We start from the raw sequence: 13,867 nt of genomic DNA, 5'->3' as shown, positions 1-13,867 counted from the left end.
GGCTTACTTGCCGGCCGTGGCCGACGACTGGGTGGCAAAGGTGATCTGCGACAGGCCCACGCGGCGCGCGGCCTCCATCACCGTGACCACGGACTGGTGGGGGGCCGATGCGTCGGCGCTGATGATGACCACGCTGTTCGGCCCCGCAGTGGCGGCATCGGCCAGCGCCCGCGCCACCTGGTCGACCTGCCGGCCCTCCAGCGTGGTCTTGTTGATGGCGTAGCGTCCGTCGGCGGCCACGGCCACGATGACTTCCTTGGGGTGGTCGCGCAACTGCTGAGCGTCCGCTACGGGCAGGGTGAGCTGCAGCTCGGTGAACTTGCTGTAGGTGGTGGTCAGCATCAGGAAGATGAGGATCACCAACAGCACGTCGATGAAGGGGATCAGGTTGATCTCCGGCTCTTCCTTTTGGCGGGGGCGAAAGTTCATGGCGAAACGTGCCTCTGTGCGCTGGCGCCGCTCACTTGCGCAGGCGGTTGATGTGCCGCACGAATTGTTCGGACGCCAGTTCCAGCGTCAGCAGGTAGGCGTCCACACGGCTGCGGAAGTAGCGCCAGAAGATCAGCGCCGGTATGGCCACGATCAGGCCGAAGGCGGTGTTGTACAGCGCAATGGAGATGCCGTGCGCCAGTTGCGCGGGGTTGCCGCCGCCCGTCGCACCCACGGCGCCCGTGCCGGCCTGGGAGCCGAAGATCTCGATCATGCCGATCACCGTGCCCAGCAGGCCCAGCAGCGGTGCGGCCGAGGCGATGGTGGCCAGGGCGTTGAGGTACTTTTCCAGCCGGTGGGCGACGGCGCGGCCGGCACCCTCCATGGCGGCGCGCACGTCGGCCTCGGTGCTCTGGGGGTTGCTGTTGAGCGTGCGCAGGCCGCTGGCCAGCACTTCGCCCAGGGCCGAGTTCTGCGCCAGCTGGTTCACCACGTCGGGCGAGGGAATGGACTTGGAGGAGACCGAGATGGCCTCGTCCAGCAGCTTCGGGGGGGCCACACGGGCGGTCTTCAGTGCGACGAAGCGCTCAAAAACCAGCGCCAGCGCCAGGATGGAACAGGCAATCAGGGGCCAGATCGGCCAGCCCGCGGCTTGTATGATCGACAGCAATTCTCACTCCGCTCACGTAAAAAGCAGCGGGGATTATGGCGCACCTTCCAACCCGGCCTTTGGGCGCATCGTCTGCTTAACGCCACCCCTGTTCGGAGCACAGGGCCGGGGCACGTAGAGTCGCCCGGGAGACTCACATTTTCTGTGGATAACTTTGTGGGAAACCACGTGCATACCCGTCGCGAAGCGGCGCCGTTACGTGGTTTGCTTAGTTTGATGAAAAACTGCGCATCAAAAAAACATTTGAAATCAATGGGTTGCACGTACTCTTGTGGTATGGGGCCGGGTTGGCGCATGGCCTTCCGCCGTGGCGCCGGATGCCCGGATCTGTGGACTAGTGCACCGGCCCGGTGCGCGTACAAGCGTGGAGCGGCCTGTGTTTGAGCGTGCAGATACAGGCGTGGCGCCGCGAATCTGGGAGGTTGGCGCGTTATGCCGCGCCATTGCTGATGCGCTGGAGGCGCGGTTCAATCCTGTCGCGGTGCGCGGGGAGATCACGGGCTTCTCGCGCGCGTCCAGCGGGCACTGCTACTTCACGCTGAAGGATGGGAATGGTCAGATCCGCTGCGCCATGTTCCGCCGTGCGGCGGGCGTGCTGGATTTCACCCCGCGCGACGGCGAACTGGTCGAAGTGCGCGGCCGGCTGGGCGTGTACGAGGCACGCGGCGACCTGCAGCTCATCGTCGACAGCCTGCAGCGCGCGGGGCAGGGGGCGCTCTTCGAGCAGTTCATGCGCCTCAAGGCGCAACTGGAGGCCGAGGGCCTGTTCGACGCGGCGCGCAAGCGCGCGCTGCCGGCCATGCCGCGCGGCATCGGCGTGGTCACGTCGCCGGGCGCTGCAGCACTGCATGACGTGGTGACGGCACTGCGCCGGCGCGTGCCGCACATTCCCGTGGTGCTGGTGCCGGCCCTCGTTCAGGGGGCGCAGGCGCCGGCATCGATTGCCGAAGCGCTATCAAAAATGTATCTGCTTGCGCAGGAGGGGCGGGCGCTGGACGGTGATTTGACTCTGAATTCCGGGGCGCCGCCAGCCATCGACGTGATCCTGCTGGTGCGCGGCGGTGGCTCCATCGAAGACCTGTGGGCGTTCAATGACGAGCGCGTGGCCCGCGCCATCGTGCAGAGCCCGGTGCCGCTGGTCAGCGGTGTGGGGCATGAGACCGACTTCACCATCGCCGACTTCTGCGCCGACCTGCGCGCGCCCACGCCCACGGCCGCCGCCGAGTTGGTGGCACAGCCGCGTGCCGTGTGGCTGGGGGCACTCGACCTGCTGGCGCAACGGCTGGCCGACGGCGTACAGCGCCAGGTGGACCTGCGGCACCAACGGCTGGACCAGGCGGCCCAGCGGCTGGGCCGGCCCTCGGGTTTCGTGGGCCGGCAGCAATTGCGGCTGAGCGGCCTGGAACAGCGCCTGCGCCACGGTTTGCTATTGAAAACGCAGCGGCTTGCGCATGCGGGGCAAGCGCTGCAGAGTCATTTTCCTCAAATCGTGCAGCGCAGCCTGGTGCAGCGCAGAGAGCGCCTGGAGCGCGCGGCGCTGCGGCTGCAACTGCTGGATCCGCGCCTGGTGCTGCAGCGCGGCTATGCCTTGCTGACCGATGCGCAGGGGCAACCCGTGACGCGCCCCGCCCAGGTGCGCCTGGGCGACGCCGTGCATGCCCAGTTGGCCGAGGGCGAACTGGACCTGACAGTATCGCAGCGCCGCTTGCTGTGAACGCGGCGCCGGTCAATCCCGTACCAGAGGGCAGGAGTCGCCGCCCGCCTACAGCGGCGAGTGCTATTACTATCCTACAATGCCCGTTGCTTCGCCGCGCCCTGGTGGCCGCGATCTCCCCCATCCCAACCCACGAAGGACTTGACCATGGAACATACCCTGCCTCCGCTGCCTTACGCGATTGATGCCCTGGCCCCGCACTACAGCCAGGAAACGCTGGAATACCACCACGGCAAGCACCACAACGCCTACGTGGTGAACCTGAACAACCTGCAAAAGGGCACCGAGTTCGAGAACATGACGCTGGAGGAGATCGTCAAGAAGTCGTCCGGCGGTATCTACAACAACGCCGCGCAGATCTGGAACCACACCTTCTTCTGGAACTGCATGGCCCCCAACGGCGGTGGCGAGCCCGGCGGCGCCCTGGCCCAGGCGATCCATGCCAAGTGGGGCAGCTACGCCGCGTTCAAGGAAGCGTTCGTGAAGAGCGCCGTGGGCAACTTCGGCTCCGGCTGGACCTGGCTGGTCAAGAAGGCCGACGGTACGGTGGACATCGTGAACACCGGCGCCGCCGGCACGCCGCTGACCACGGCCGACAAGGCGCTGCTGACGGTGGACGTGTGGGAACACGCCTATTACATCGACTACCGCAACCTGCGTCCCAAGTTCGTCGAGACGTTCCTGGACAAGCTGGTGAACTGGAAGTTCGCCGAAGCCAACTTCGCCTGAGCCGAAAGCGCACGCCGCGCCCTGCGGCGTTGAGCGACCCAAAGACAAACGGCCCGCAGAGGAATCTGCGGGCCGTTTTTTCGTCTGGCTTGACGGCCCGGGCGGCGGCCTCATTGGGTACGGCCTCCCTGGGTAATTTGGCAGCGGGACGACAGTCTTGTAGAAGACTTGCAAAAAAAAGTGCCAGTTCCCCTGTCAATTTTTTGCAATGCGATATTCGATTGCAAATTACACGATTTCCGCGCAACGACTCGCGCACAATCCGGACTGTCACATCGGATGACTGCGCGCGAGGCCGCGGACCGGCGGCGCAAGACCTCTGTTTTGTTTACCTGAGAGACGAGATGAGCACCCAGAAACCCACCATCATCTATACCCTGACCGACGAGGCTCCCCGCCTGGCCACGGCCTCCTTCCTGCCCATCGTGCGCAGCTTCGCGTCGGTGGCCGGTATCGAAGTGGCCGAGAGCGACATCTCCCTGGCGGCGCGCGTCCTGGGTGAGTTCCCTGACTTCCTGACGCCCGAGCAGCGCGTACCCAATACGCTGGCTGAACTGGGCAAGAAGACGCTCGAGCCCGACGTCAACATCATCAAGCTGCCCAACATCAGCGCGTCCGTGGCGCAGTTGATCGCCGCCATCAAGGAACTGCAAGGCAAGGGCTACAACCTGCCCGACTACCCCGAGAACCCCACCACCGACGAGGAAAAGGCCATCAAGGCCCGCTATGGCAAATGCCTGGGCTCGTCCGTGAACCCGGTGCTGCGCGAGGGCAACTCCGACCGCCGCGCGCCTGCCGCGGTGAAGAACTACGCCAAGAAGCACCCGCACTCCATGGGCGAGTGGAAGCAGTGGTCGCAGACGCATGTGTCCCACATGCACGAGGGCGACTTCTATCATGGCGAAAAGTCCCTGACCCTGGACAAGGCCCGCGACGTAAAGATGGTGCTGGAGACGAAGTCCGGCAAGACCGTGGTGCTGAAGGAAAAGGTCGCGCTCAAGGACGGCGAGATCATCGACTCCATGTTCATGAGCAAGAAGGCCCTGTGCGCCTTCTACGAGAAGGAACTGGCCGACTGCAAGGAAGCCGGCATCCTGTTCTCGCTGCACGTGAAGGCCACGATGATGAAGGTCTCGCACCCGATCGTGTTCGGTCACTGCGTGAAGATCTACTACAAGGAAGCCTTCGAGAAGCACGGCGCGCTGTTTGACGAGCTGGGCATCAACGTCAACAACGGCATGGCCACGTTGTACGAGAAGATCGAGACGCTGCCGGCCTCCAAGCGTGAAGAGATCATCCGCGACCTGCACGCCTGCCAGGAGCACCGTCCGGCGCTGGCCATGGTGGACTCCGCCAAGGGCATCACCAACTTCCACTCGCCCAACGACATCATCGTGGACGCCTCCATGCCCGCCATGATCCGCCAGGGCGGCAAGATGTGGGGCGCCGACGGCAAGCCTTACGACTGCAAGGCCGTGATGCCCGAGTCGACCTTTGCCCGTATCTACCAGGAGATGATCAACTTCTGCAAGTGGCACGGCAACTTCGACCCGCGCACCATGGGCACCGTACCCAACGTGGGCCTGATGGCGCAGAAGGCCGAGGAATACGGCTCGCACGACAAGACCTTCGAGATCGCCGAAGACGGCGTGGCCAACATCGTGGACATCGCCACGGGTGAAGTGCTGCTGTCGCAGAACGTGGAAGCCGGCGACATCTGGCGTATGTGCCAGGTCAAGGACGCTCCGATCCGCGACTGGGTGAAGCTGGCCGTGACCCGCGCGCGCAACTCCGGCATGCCCGCCGTGTTCTGGCTGGACCCCTATCGCCCGCACGAGAACGAGCTGATCAAGAAGGTCGAGAAGTACCTGAAGGACCACGACACTACCGGCCTGAACATTCAGATCATGAGCCAGGTGCGTGCGATGCGCTTCACGCTGGAGCGCGTGGCGCGCGGCCTGGACACCATCTCGGTGACCGGCAACATCCTGCGCGACTACCTGACCGACCTGTTCCCGATCATGGAACTGGGCACGTCCGCCAAGATGCTGTCCATCGTGCCCCTGATGGCCGGCGGCGGCATGTACGAGACGGGCGCGGGCGGCTCCGCTCCCAAGCACGTGCAGCAGCTGCTCGAAGAGAACTACCTGCGCTGGGACTCGCTGGGGGAATTCCTGGCGCTGGCCGTGTCGCTGGAAGACCTGGGCCTGAAGGAAAACAACCCCCGCGCCAAGCTGCTGGCCAAGACGCTGGACCAGGCTACCGGCAAGCTGCTGGACGAGAACAAGTCGCCCTCGCGCAAGGTGGGCGAGATCGACAACCGCGGCAGCCAGTTCTATCTGTCGCTGTACTGGGCCCAGGCCCTGGCCGCGCAGTCCGAGGACGCCGCGCTGGCCGCCAAGTTCGCTCCGTTGGCCAAGACCCTGGCCGATAACGAGGCCAAGATCGTCGAGGAACTGCGCGTGGTGCAGGGCAAGCCCGCCGACATCGGTGGCTACTACCTGCCCGATCTGTCCAAGCTGGACGCCGTGATGCGCCCCAGCGCCACGTTCAACGCGGCCATCGCAGCGCTCGCCTGACGGAGCACCGGCCGGGCGTCATCCCGGCCGTCGCCACCCGGCCGTCACCGGCCTTCCCGTAAGGGGAGGCCGGTTTCTTTTTGCACGGCCTTTGGGTGGGGTGGACCCTCGCAATCGCGGACAGGGATGCTATGAAAAATGAAGCTATTTGCGCTTGATACGCAATGGTTTCAAGGTAAATATTTCATGAAATCCTTACGGGGAAAGCGCTGCCAGCTCCTGAATAAATAGCGCGCTACCGCTGCGCAAACGGTCTTCCGCTGAGCCTGCTGCCCGCCTTCAGCCCGCGCTTGGCGAACCAGCCCTGGTTCATCTCCAGCACGAAGCGCACCGGCCGCTTGGAGCAGTGCGATTCTTCGGACAGCGGCTGCATGTCCACCAGGTTCACGATGGTGCCGTCGTCGGCCACGAAGGCCGCGGTGAGCGGCAGCGGCGTATTGCGCATCCAGAAGCATTGCGTGGCCGGCTGCTCGAAGACGAACAGCATGCCCTCGTGCATGGGCATGTCGCGGCGGTGCATCAGGCCGACTTGGCGCTCCTGCGGCGCGGTGGCGACCTGGGCGTCGATGCGGTGCATACCGGCCTGCAACTCCACGCGCGGCAGGTTCATTTGCGGAACACCCTGCGCCGCCGCGGTTGCGCACAGGCCTAAGGCCACGCCGTATGCCAGCAGGGGAGACAGAAAGCTGCGCAGCAAGCGCGCGATGGGCATGGCAGGTGCGGTGAGCGAAAACATGGACATGGAAGACAGGGGTTGGCAGTGGCAATGCGGAACCCCGAGCGTAGCAGGCAGCAAAAAGCCCGCCGAAGCGGGCTGTTCAGCAGTGGCCGCGGCGATCAGGCGGCCGTCTTGCTTCGCTTGGCGGTCTTCTTGGCGACCTTGGCGCTCTTGTGCTTGGCGGGCGCCTTGGCGTGGTGGTTGCGCAGCTTGGCGGGTTTGGTGGCGGCGGCCGGAGCCGGTGCGGCGGCCGCAGGGGCGGCCGTGTCGGGGGCGGCCACAACGGCCGGGGTGGCGGGAACTGCGGGCGTGGCAGGGGTCGCTTGCGCGAAGGCCCCCGTTGCGAGCAGACCGCCGGCCAGGATAGCGAGGAGTTTTTTCATATGTGCCAATTCCTTGGAAGGGTCGGTATACCGGTATACGCCAGGCGGCCAGGCCGCATGGCACGGATGCGTGCGTCGGCCGCGGAGCCTGTTGCACGCCCTGTCTCAACGGCTTCCCGGAGCGCGCGTTGACAGCGACCCTTCGCGGGTCATCATGCCGGGCCGACATGCGCTGCGGGGCGGGCCACCCTGCAGCCTTGCCCTAGAATCTTTGGGCGCCGTTCCTGCGCGAGCAGCCCGCCGCCTTGCGCACGCACCTACAGGAGACCTTCTTCATGACCAGCTACCAGCACATCCAGATTCCGCCCCAGGGCCAGAAGATCACCGTCAACGCCGACATGTCGCTGAACGTGCCCCACCAGCCCATCATCCCGTTCATCGAGGGCGATGGCACGGGCATGGACATCACGCCCGTGATGCTCAAGGTGGTGGATGCGGCTGTGGCAAAGTCTTATGGCGGGCAGCGCAAGATCCACTGGATGGAGGTGTATGCCGGCGAGAAGGCCACCAAGGTCTATGGCCCCGACGTGTGGCTGCCCGAGGAGACGCTGCACGCCGTGCGCGACTACGTGGTTTCCATCAAGGGGCCGCTCACCACGCCCGTGGGCGGCGGCATCCGTTCGCTGAACGTGGCGCTGCGCCAGGAGCTGGACCTGTACGTCTGCCTGCGCCCGGTGCGCTACTTCAAGGGCGTGCCTTCGCCGGTGCGTGAGCCCGAGAAGATCAACATGGTCATCTTCCGCGAGAACTCCGAGGACATCTATGCCGGCATCGAGTTCGAGGCCGAGTCGGACAAGGCCAAGAAGCTCATCAAGTTCTTGCAGGAGGAATTCGGCGTCAAGAAGATCCGCTTTCCTGAGACGTCGGGCATCGGGGTCAAGCCGGTGTCGCGCGAGGGCACGCAGCGCCTGGTGCGCAAGGCCATCCAGTACGCCATCGACAACGACCGGCCCAGCGTGACCCTGGTGCACAAGGGCAACATCATGAAGTTCACCGAAGGGGGCTTTCGTGACTGGGGCTATGAACTGGCAGCCCAGGAATTTGGCGCGCAGCTGATCGACGGCGGCCCGTGGATGCGCATCAAGAATCCCCGCACCGGCAAGGACATCACCATCAAGGACAGCATTGCCGACGCCTTCCTGCAGCAGATCCTGCTGCGCCCGGCCGAGTACAGCGTGATCGCCACGCTGAACCTGAATGGCGACTACATCTCCGACGCATTGGCGGCGCAGGTGGGCGGCATCGGCATCGCCCCGGGTGCCAACCTGTCCGACAGCGTGGCGATGTTCGAGGCCACCCATGGCACGGCCCCCAAGTACGCGGGAAAGGACTATGTCAACCCGGGCTCCGAGATCCTCTCGGCCGAGATGATGTTGCGCCACATGGGCTGGACCGAGGCGGCCGACCTGATCATCAGTTCCATGGAGAAGGCCATCCAGAGCAAGAAGGTGACCTATGACTTTGCGCGCCTCATGGACGGGGCCACGCAGGTGAGCTGCTCGGGCTTCGGGCAGGTGATGATCGACCACATGTAAGCGCCCCGCCAACCACGGGTGCGTGACTGGGCCCGCCGCTGGTCGGCGGGTTTTTTTGCCCTAGCGCAAGGTCAGCGCCCAGCAAAAAGGCCATCCCAACAGATGCTGGAATGGCCTTGAATGGCTCCTCAACCTGGGCTCGAACCAGGGACCTACGGATTAACAGTCCGGCGCTCTACCGACTGAGCTATTGAGGAATGATCGGTGCTTGTTTTTGGCAGGCCTTGTGCAATTGCAAGGCTTGGAATTTGGCTCCTCGACCTGGGCTCGAACCAGGGACCTGCGGATTAACAGTCCGTCGCTCTACCGACTGAGCTATCGAGGAACAAGACTTAGATTATATACATAAAAAAGTGCCGCCTTGACGCTGTGCTGTGCAAGGGATGCGAAGGGCGATGTCAGCGCTGCGGCTCTGGGCGAAGCCACAGCCACACCAGTACGCAGGCCATGCTGACCACCGCGCTGATGGACGCCCAGCGCGGGATATGCACCACCCACAGCACCAGCGCGCACAGGGCCATCAGGAAGGTGGCGCTCCACTTCGCATGGCGGCTCACGCGCCCGCCGTTGGCCCAGTTGCGCAGCATGGAGCCGAACAGCGGGTGGAACCACAGCCAGCGGTACAGGCGCGGCGAACTGCGCGCGGCCGCCCAGCCCGCCATGAGGATGAACACCGTGCTGGGCAGGCCCGGCACGACGATGCCGATCACCCCCAGCGCCAGGCAGAGTGCGGCAAACACCAGCAAGAGCCAGCGCGCCAGCGCGGGCAGGGGCGCTTGCCCAGGGACGGGCGGCAGTGGCTCGGGCGGCGGAGACATGCCTGCCATTGTGCAGGTGTTGCCGGGAGTTATGCTCCAAGGCAGGGACGCCGCCATGCCTTTCGCCATGCCCTGCGCTTGGCGGCTGCAGCCCGCAGACCCACCATGACCATCCGCACCATCCTGAAGATGGGCGACCCGCGACTGTTGCGGGTGGCCCAACCCGTTACCGCATTCGATACGCCCGCGCTGCACCAACTGGTGAACGACATGCGCGAGACGATGCAGGCCGTGAACGGCGCGGGCCTGGCGGCGCCGCAGATCGGGGAGGATTGGCAGGTGGTGATCTTCGGCTCCGGCGAGCGCAACCCGCGCTATCCCGACCGCCCCATCGTGCCGCCCACGGTGCTCATCAATCCCGTGATCACGCCGCTGGGCGCCGACGAGGAGGACGACTGGGAGGGCTGCCTGTCCGTGCCGGGCCTGCGCGGCAAGGTGCCGCGCTTTGCGCGCATCCACTACCGCGGCGTCGATCTGCTGGGCGCGCCCATCGACCGTGTGGCGGAAGGTTTCCACGCGCGGGTAGTGCAGCACGAGTGCGACCACCTGATCGGCAAGCTCTACCCAATGCGCGTGCGCGATTTCACGCAGTTCGGTTACACGGAGGTGTTGTTTCCGGAGATTGGTGCGGTAGAAGACGATTGAGCGCTCAATCAGGCTGTAGCGCCCTTGTGGCAAGCGCAAGCAGCTATCGAAATCATAGTCATTGATCGGCCAGCGCCTGCAGTAGCTCGGTCTCGATCTGGATCTGTCGCGCGTTGTTCTGCATCTCCGGGCCCTGCACCAGGAACACGTCCTCCACCCGTTCGCCCAGCGTGCTCACCTTGGCCAACTGCACGCTGAGGCCGTGGCGCGAGAGCACGCGCGCCACCAGGTACAGCAGGCCGGCACGGTCGCTGGCGGAAATGCTGATGAGCCAGCGCTGGGCCTTTTCGTCAGGGCGCAGCGTGACGCGCGGCGCGATGGGGAAGCTCTTGACGCGACGCGACACGCGCTTGCGCGTAGGCTCGGGCAACGGCCGCGGGTCTTCGATGGCGCGCAGCAGGTCGTTCTCGACCATGTGAATGAGCTCGCGGTAGGCGCCTGGCTGGCTGGAGGCAACGACCTGGAAGGTGTCCAGCGCATGGCCGTTGTTGGCAGTGTGCACGCGCGCATCCAGGATGGAAAAGCCCGCACGGTCGAAGTAGCCGCAGATGCGCATGAACAGGTCGCTCTGGTCGGGCGCATACACCAGCACCTGCAGGCCTTCACCCGCCAGCGACTGGCGTGCGCGCACCACCGGCTTGCCGGCACCCACGTGGCGCGAGAGGTGGCGGGTGTGCCAGGCGATGTCCGCCGCCTCGTGGCGCATGAAATAGCTCACGTCCAGCGTATCCCACAGCTTCTTGTGCGCCTCGTGGGGCTGGGAGGCCAATGCCAGCAGCACCAGCGCCTCGCGTTTGCGCGCCTCGATCTCGGCGGCGGCGTCGGGTGCGCGCCCGCCCAGGGTACGCAGCGTCGCGTGGTACAGGTCTTCCAGCAGCTTGCCCTTCCAGGCGTTCCACACCTTGGGGCTGGTGCCGCGGATGTCGGCCACGGTGAGCAGGTACAGGGCGGTGAGGTAGCGCTCGTTGCCCACGCGGCGCGCGAAGGCGGCGATCACGTCGGGGTCGGACAGATCCTGCTTTTGCGCCACCTGGCTCATGGTGAGGTGCTCGGCCACGAGGAATTCAATGAGCCGCGCGTCCTCGCGCGTGATGCCGTGCGCCGCGTGCTGGCGGCAAAAGCGCCGCACTTCCTGCGCGCCGATCTGTGAATGGTCGCCGCCGCGCCCCTTGCCGATGTCGTGGAACAGCGCAGCGATGTAGAGAATCCACGGTTTGTCCCAGCCTGCGGCGAGCTGTGAACACGACGGGTATTCATGTGCGTGCTCGGCCATGAAAAAGCGCCGCACGTTGCGCAGCACCATCAGGATGTGCTGGTCCACCGTGTAGACATGGAACAGGTCGTGCTGCATCTGCCCCACGATGCGCCGGAAGGGCCACAGGTAGCGGCCCAGCACGGAGGTCTGGTTCATGAGCCGCATGGCGTGCGTGATGCCTGCGGGCTGCTGCAGGATCTGCATGAACAGCCCGCGGTTCGCGGGGTCGCGCCGGAATTCACTGTCCATCACGCCACGCGCGTTGTAGAGCGCTCGCAGCGTGCGTGCCGACAGATCCTTGAGCCCTACGGTGGTCTCATAGAGCAGGAAGGTTTCCAGGACGGCGTGGGGTTCTCTTTCGTACAGGTCGTCGCTGGCCACTTCGATCATGCCGGCCTTCTCGAAGAAGCGCGGGTTGATCGGACGCAGTTCATGCGTGGAGGGGTTCAGTCGCTCCTCGATGCCCAGCAGCAGGATCTGGCACAGCTGCGACACGGCCTTGGCGGCCCAGTAGTAGCGGCGCATCAGCGTCTCGCTGGCACGCATCGCCAGGCGCTGGCCGTCCGGTGCGGTGGAGCGGTAGCCGAAGGTCTCGGCCACGGCGGTCTGCAGATCGAACACCAGGCGGTCTTCGCGCCGGCCGGCCAGCGCATGCAGGCGCGCGCGGATCAGGAACAGCAACGCCTCGTTGCGCTCGATCTGCTGGACCTCGAACGGTGTGGCCAGGCCGCTGGCCGCCAGTTCTCGCCAATTGCGCCCCAGACCCGCGGCGCGCGCCACCCACTGGATGAGCTGCAGGTCGCGCAGGCCGCCGGGCGACTCCTTGCAGTTGGGCTCCAGCGCGTAGGGGGTGTTTTCGTACTTCGTATGGCGCTGGCGCATCTCCAGCGTCTTGGCGACCAGAAAGGCGCGCGGGTCCATCTGCGCGTCGTAGCGCTGGCGGAACGCATCGAACAGCGCGGCGTTGCCGCACAGCAGGCGCGCTTCCAGCAGCGATGTCTGCACCGTCACATCGGCGGCGGCCTCGCTCAGGCATTCGGCCACGCTGCGCACGCTGGAACCTACCTCCAGCCCCGCGTCCCAGCAACTGCCGATGAAGGTCTCGATCGGCGTGCAGGGTGCCGCACCTGCATGGCCCGCGGCCACGCTCATGCCGTCCGGCAGCAGCAGCAGCACGTCCACGTCGGAATAAGGGAACAGCTGTGCGCGTCCGTAGCCCCCCACGGCGACCAGCGCCATGCCTTCAGGCAACTGCGCGCGGTCCCACAGCCGGCACAGCAGGCCGTCGGTCAGCGACGAGAGGCGATGCAGCAGGCTGCGCACGCCGCGCGTGGACGCTCCGGGCGCGCGCAGGGTCGCCAGCAGGGCGGCCTTGTCCTGGCGGTAGGCGTCGCGCAGCGCATGCAGCTGCGCGAGATCCGGTGCGGTGGCGGGGGGGCAGGGGGGGATGGAAGGCATGGAGGACGTTTAGCAAGAACCGTGCATGCCTTGCGGCGCTCTGGGCGCGGCGGCCTGGCTCAGGTCGTGGTGGCGGTGACGAAGGCCGGCAGCGCGGGGGAGCCGGCGGAGAGGGTCAGCACGTCGTAGCCGGTCTCGGTCACGAGCACGGTGTGTTCCCACTGCGCCGACAGGCTGTGGTCTTTGGTGATGATGGTCCAGCCGTCCTTGCCCAGCTCCTTGATGTCGCGCTTGCCCAGGTTGAGCATGGGCTCGATGGTGAAGGTCATGCCGGGCACCAGCTCCTCGCCCGTGCCGGGGCGGCCATAGTGCAGCACCTGCGGGTCCTCATGGAATTTCTGGCCGATGCCGTGGCCGCAAAACTCGCGCACCACCGACAGGCCGTGGCCCTCGGCGAACTTCTGGATGGCGTGGCCGATGTCGCCCAGGCGCGCGCCCGGCTTGACCTGCTGGATGCCCAGCCACATGGATTCGAACGTGAGCTGCGACAGCCGCTTGGCCGCAATGGAGCATTCGCCGATGAGGTACATGCGACTGTTGTCGCCATACCAACCGTCCTTGGTGATCACGGTGACGTCCACATTGACGATGTCGCCCTTCTTGAGCGGCTTGTCGTTGGGAATGCCGTGACAGACCACATGGTTGACCGAGGTGCACAGGTGGCCGGGGTAGGGCGGGTAGCCCGGAGGCTGGTAGCCGATGGTGGCGGACACGGTGCCCTGGGCGGCCATGCATTCCGCGCCCAGGCGGTCGATCTCTGCGGTGGTGATGCCGGGCTTGATGTGTGGGGCAATGTAGTCCAGCACTTCGGACGCCAGGCGGCAGGCCTCGCGCATGCCGGCGATGCCCTGCGCGTCTTTGATGGTGATGCTCATGGCGCAAATTATCCCATCGGCCTTTGCCCCCTGTGGGCGCGGGGCGGGCAAGGGCGGGT

General features: G+C 65.5%; 12 protein-coding genes and 2 tRNA genes. 5 read left to right on the top strand and 9 right to left on the bottom strand.

All coding sequences use genetic code 11. From position 1 onward, the window contains the following. Window positions 1–3: 3 nt before the first annotated feature. Window positions 4–429: a biopolymer transporter ExbD gene (locus BV908_RS17205; RefSeq protein ID WP_011805511.1), complete on the bottom strand. Its 426-nt coding sequence runs from the start codon at window positions 427–429 to the stop codon at window positions 4–6. A 31-nt stretch (window positions 430–460) separates the two neighbouring features. Further along, window positions 461–1,099, bottom strand: coding sequence for a MotA/TolQ/ExbB proton channel family protein (locus BV908_RS17200; RefSeq protein WP_011805510.1), 639 nt, complete (start codon window positions 1,097–1,099; stop codon window positions 461–463). A 376-nt stretch (window positions 1,100–1,475) separates the two neighbouring features. Between BV908_RS17200 and xseA the strand changes: the two genes are divergently transcribed. From xseA to BV908_RS17190, 3 genes are all read left to right on the top strand, one after another. Further along, complete coding sequence (xseA, locus tag BV908_RS22835; protein WP_246867537.1) at window positions 1,476–2,813, top strand: exodeoxyribonuclease VII large subunit; 1,338 nt, start codon at window positions 1,476–1,478, stop codon at window positions 2,811–2,813. 147 nt (window positions 2,814–2,960) lie between these two features. Continuing rightward, a complete protein-coding gene (locus tag BV908_RS22830; RefSeq protein WP_231403412.1) occupies window positions 2,961–3,542 on the top strand; it encodes a Fe-Mn family superoxide dismutase in 582 nt (193 codons plus the stop codon). Between the two features lie 344 nt (window positions 3,543–3,886). Then, window positions 3,887–6,121, top strand: coding sequence for an NADP-dependent isocitrate dehydrogenase (locus BV908_RS17190; RefSeq protein WP_103738742.1), 2,235 nt, complete (start codon window positions 3,887–3,889; stop codon window positions 6,119–6,121). Window positions 6,122–6,356: 235 nt separating this feature from the next. Here BV908_RS17190 and BV908_RS17185 read toward each other — a convergent pair whose 3' ends face one another. Continuing rightward, window positions 6,357–6,863, bottom strand: coding sequence for a DUF192 domain-containing protein (locus BV908_RS17185; protein ID WP_103738741.1), 507 nt, complete (start codon window positions 6,861–6,863; stop codon window positions 6,357–6,359). A 95-nt stretch (window positions 6,864–6,958) separates the two neighbouring features. Then, window positions 6,959–7,222: a hypothetical protein gene (locus BV908_RS17180; protein ID WP_015913128.1), complete on the bottom strand. Its 264-nt coding sequence runs from the start codon at window positions 7,220–7,222 to the stop codon at window positions 6,959–6,961. Window positions 7,223–7,497: 275 nt separating this feature from the next. Here BV908_RS17180 and icd point away from each other — a divergent pair, with 275 nt between their 5' ends. Then, on the top strand, window positions 7,498–8,757 hold the full coding sequence (gene icd / locus BV908_RS17175) for an NADP-dependent isocitrate dehydrogenase (protein ID WP_103738740.1): 1,260 nt from the start codon (window positions 7,498–7,500) through the stop codon (window positions 8,755–8,757). A gap of 121 nt (window positions 8,758–8,878) precedes the next feature. On the opposite strand, the gene BV908_RS17170 is transcribed toward icd, so the two are convergent. The 3 genes from BV908_RS17170 to BV908_RS17160 all read right to left on the bottom strand — a co-directional run bounded on the left by BV908_RS17170 (window position 8,879) and on the right by BV908_RS17160 (window position 9,575). After that, window positions 8,879–8,954 (bottom strand) — tRNA-Asn (locus tag BV908_RS17170). Window positions 8,955–9,006: 52 nt separating this feature from the next. Further along, window positions 9,007–9,082, bottom strand: a tRNA-Asn gene (locus BV908_RS17165). Window positions 9,083–9,155: 73 nt separating this feature from the next. After that, window positions 9,156–9,575 (bottom strand): YbaN family protein, encoded by a 420-nt coding sequence (locus BV908_RS17160; RefSeq protein WP_103738756.1) that lies wholly within the window; start codon window positions 9,573–9,575, stop codon window positions 9,156–9,158. Window positions 9,576–9,680: 105 nt separating this feature from the next. Here BV908_RS17160 and def point away from each other — a divergent pair, with 105 nt between their 5' ends. Beyond that, window positions 9,681–10,220, top strand: coding sequence for a peptide deformylase (gene def / locus BV908_RS17155; RefSeq protein WP_011805502.1), 540 nt, complete (start codon window positions 9,681–9,683; stop codon window positions 10,218–10,220). Window positions 10,221–10,278: 58 nt separating this feature from the next. Here def and BV908_RS17150 read toward each other — a convergent pair whose 3' ends face one another. Beyond that, window positions 10,279–12,933, bottom strand: coding sequence for a [protein-PII] uridylyltransferase (locus BV908_RS17150; protein ID WP_103738739.1), 2,655 nt, complete (start codon window positions 12,931–12,933; stop codon window positions 10,279–10,281). A 59-nt stretch (window positions 12,934–12,992) separates the two neighbouring features. Beyond that, complete coding sequence (map, locus tag BV908_RS17145; protein ID WP_011805500.1) at window positions 12,993–13,808, bottom strand: type I methionyl aminopeptidase; 816 nt, start codon at window positions 13,806–13,808, stop codon at window positions 12,993–12,995. Window positions 13,809–13,867 lie beyond the last annotated feature (59 nt).

The sequence above is a fragment of the Diaphorobacter sp. LR2014-1 genome (genome assembly GCF_002916785.1).
Taxonomy (GTDB): domain Bacteria; phylum Pseudomonadota; class Gammaproteobacteria; order Burkholderiales; family Burkholderiaceae_C; genus Diaphorobacter; species Diaphorobacter nitroreducens.
This window is presented reverse-complemented; position numbering and strand designations above follow the sequence as displayed.

What these genes read in the sequence shown, in the direction of transcription:
- BV908_RS17205 (WP_011805511.1), bottom strand. Translation starts at nt 429, where the DNA reads ATGAACTTTCGCCCCCGCCAAAAGGAAGAGCCGGAGATCAACCTGATC.
- BV908_RS22830 (WP_231403412.1), top strand. Translation starts at nt 2,961, where the DNA reads ATGGAACATACCCTGCCTCCGCTGCCTTACGCGATTGATGCCCTGGCC.
- BV908_RS17190 (WP_103738742.1), top strand. Translation starts at nt 3,887, where the DNA reads ATGAGCACCCAGAAACCCACCATCATCTATACCCTGACCGACGAGGCT.
- BV908_RS17185 (WP_103738741.1), bottom strand. Translation starts at nt 6,863, where the DNA reads ATGTCCATGTTTTCGCTCACCGCACCTGCCATGCCCATCGCGCGCTTG.
- BV908_RS17180 (WP_015913128.1), bottom strand. Translation starts at nt 7,222, where the DNA reads ATGAAAAAACTCCTCGCTATCCTGGCCGGCGGTCTGCTCGCAACGGGG.
- icd (WP_103738740.1), top strand. Translation starts at nt 7,498, where the DNA reads ATGACCAGCTACCAGCACATCCAGATTCCGCCCCAGGGCCAGAAGATC.
- BV908_RS17160 (WP_103738756.1), bottom strand. Translation starts at nt 9,575, where the DNA reads ATGTCTCCGCCGCCCGAGCCACTGCCGCCCGTCCCTGGGCAAGCGCCC.
- def (WP_011805502.1), top strand. Translation starts at nt 9,681, where the DNA reads ATGACCATCCGCACCATCCTGAAGATGGGCGACCCGCGACTGTTGCGG.
- BV908_RS17150 (WP_103738739.1), bottom strand. Translation starts at nt 12,933, where the DNA reads ATGCCTTCCATCCCCCCCTGCCCCCCCGCCACCGCACCGGATCTCGCG.
- map (WP_011805500.1), bottom strand. Translation starts at nt 13,808, where the DNA reads ATGAGCATCACCATCAAAGACGCGCAGGGCATCGCCGGCATGCGCGAG.